The organism is Pseudoalteromonas sp. NBT06-2 (assembly GCF_002276045.1).
In the GTDB taxonomy this organism is placed as follows: Bacteria; Pseudomonadota; Gammaproteobacteria; order Enterobacterales; family Alteromonadaceae; genus Pseudoalteromonas.
The window spans coordinates 1-2,679 of sequence record NZ_NQMR01000262.1 but is presented as its reverse complement, the minus strand read 5'-3'; the positions used below and the strand labels follow the sequence as shown (position 1 = coordinate 2,679).

Genomic DNA, 2,679 nt, shown 5'->3' with positions numbered 1-2,679 from the left:
TCAATCAAAGCCCTGGAACATTACCAATTAAATTGAGGGTAACCCCTAATGTAATTTCTAAAATCATATTTCCCTCCATCAGCTCGCTTTTCGCTGCGTTCCCGTTGGTACTCGCTCAGCCGCTTGCTGATTGTCGGCTAAGGTTTCATGTATTGAGTTTTTATATGAACAATATATATAAGATGATTTCCCCTCAAAAAATATTTTTGCCTTGCATGGTTTTACCCACTTAACACGATAGCCAACATCACGTAAATCTATTGAGTTAAATGAAAATTCACTTCCTTGTATATCAGAGCTAAATGAGTAATTAGCCTCTCTGAGTGAAAATACTGAACCCGTTATAAAAGCATTTTTAAGTATGTCGTTATATGGGTCTAGATTATGATTTTTATCAATGAGCTGGTTAGATACAGTGAGATTGTCATTATTACCAGTCTTAGCATTACTATTGATAGAAACATCATTATTAGTGGATGCAGATACTTTTTGTATAGGTTTTTTATCTGTTTGAACAGATTGATTGCTATCTGGCCTACTACCGCCAACAGCTCTAGGAGCAGGTTTAGACAAAATGTAAGTCCAAAGACAAGCCAAAGCGATAAGTAAGCCAAGTATTTTTGGGTCTTTGTAGAAAGGTGTTCTTGGCTCTGAATTTGTAAAAGCTCCCGTTTTCGTTGAACTATAAAGCGCAAATACTTTCTTCGGTACGTAGTTGAAAAACTTAACTGTACCTTGGCTTGATTTACTTGTCCCTCTTGAATCTGTTGCATGTTCCACCGTCTTATAAAAGCGCCAAACACCTAAGTTGTAATGACGAATGGCAACCTTTGCCATATCTTTCATTTCTGCTCTCACTTTGGTGATTGACGTTGTTGTAAATACAAAATCCCAGTTGTAATGGCGTTGCATGTCCCATGCTGTATCCATATCCTCTGGTCTATCATCTAAGGCGGCTTGCTCTGAACCACCAACATAATTTAATTCTTGAATATCTTTGTCACGCCACTTAGGTTTGAAGATGCGTTGCACTTCATCAATAACAAAGAATGCGCCCCTTGGTGCCCAATGGAAAAAGCGCGCTAATTTATCGCGCCCTGGTTGTTGTTCGGTATCTACAAAAATAACTTCAAAATTTTTGTGGACATGCTTTTTACCTAACACTTTTATAGCATTTTCTTTAGAGAACCCGCGTACATTTGTAACTAAGATTCGACCTGACTTAATAACTGGTAATATATCGTCTTTGATAGCGCCACTTGTTTTATAAGTTCCATCTGGCCCGTGATGTATTTTGATACCCATTAGATAAACCTCATTACAAAGCGTGTAACGAATGCGTTCAATAAAAGGTTTAATCCATTTATGACATTGAAGAAGTTAAGCTTATCAACAACCTCTGGTGGTAACCGGTTAAGAGCGGCTTGCATTTCAGAACTGATATTAAGTTGAGTGATAATCTCGCGCGCAATATCCCATGCAAACGTTATTGATGCCATTGTTGCTTTAAGTTGAAAACCTGCAATTTTTATTATTACCCACGCATATACCTCGACTACAAAATCATAGATACCTGATGTTATCCATGCATACATTTCATTAAAGAATTCAATCATTTTTTAGTTACTCCCCCTAAAACAACAAAACCAGATAAAATCGTAAAGAAAAGTAAGATACCATTTGAAATTGGTGCCATCTCTTCAGAGAACTGAGACATACAACGGGTATGTACTTTGCCATTCATTGAAATTAAATCATGACAAGAATCAAAACCGCCTCCACCTGCATTTAAATTTTGTATTAAATTTGACGCTTCAGTTTTGATGCTATTCATTTTGGTTTGATAGTCGTTTTTTATTTGGTCTAGTTCACCTTGCGCTGTGGCAATATCGAATTTACCTTGTGTGACTTCTGCAAGTGGCTGTTCTAATTTATCAGTAACTTTTTTAAGCTGTTTATTGGTTTGGCCTACTTGGTTATTAAGTGATGATAATAATTGATTAGTAGCAAATGACTTTTCATTAAGTTTTTTCTGCTCTTGTGTTTGTTCACCATTACCTTTTTTTAATTCTGATAAAATAGATTCAGTTAATTGATTACCTGTATTTAAACCTTTAACCACATCTGTATTATCAACTTTACCATCCTGATTTTTGTCTGTTGTATCATCTGTTTTACTAGAACAAACAGTAGGATTAGCCAATCTAAATACTTCATCACTACAATTATCGTTTATCTCTGGTACCTGATCATCTTCTGGGGTTTCAGGGCAATAAAAAACACCGCCAATATCTCCGCAACCTGAATTACATGTCATAACTGTATCCCATGTATCACCGACTTTTACAGCAGCATTTGCAACCTTACAATTATCTTCTGGTTTTGCAGCACAATACTTTTTACCTTTCTTTGTAACACAGCCATTTTCATCTGGTGTGTCTGTATCATCGGGGTTATCAGGAAAAGGGTCTTCGGGTTCAGAAGTATCACAATTAACAGATTCACCTAAGCTTGGTGGTAATTGAAAAACACCATCATTTGAATTGTACTTGCAAGTGCCTGTACCTGTCGGATTTGGAAAACACATTTGTGTAGCGTCACTAAATGTCAAATCTGGTAAATCAAGCCCAGATAGCTGCGGGCAATCCTCTGGGTTATCTGGGTCGGGTTCTGGCTCAG

General features: G+C 36.9%; 3 protein-coding genes. All 3 read right to left on the bottom strand.

Features of this window, described 5'->3' with window-relative positions:
- Nucleotides 1-78: 78 nt before the first annotated feature.
- On the bottom strand, nucleotides 79-1,305 hold the full coding sequence (locus tag CJF42_RS25095) for a zonular occludens toxin domain-containing protein (protein WP_095369238.1): 1,227 nt from the start codon (nucleotides 1,303-1,305) through the stop codon (nucleotides 79-81).
- Nucleotides 1,305-1,616, bottom strand: a complete 312-nt coding sequence (locus CJF42_RS25090; RefSeq protein WP_095369237.1) for a DUF2523 family protein — start codon at nucleotides 1,614-1,616, stop codon at nucleotides 1,305-1,307. Before CJF42_RS25090 ends, CJF42_RS25095 begins: the two co-directional genes overlap by 1 nt.
- On the bottom strand, nucleotides 1,613-2,679 hold a 1,067-nt coding region (locus CJF42_RS27870), incomplete at its 5' end, for a hypothetical protein (RefSeq protein WP_170940766.1). The genes CJF42_RS27870 and CJF42_RS25090, both read right to left, overlap by 4 nt.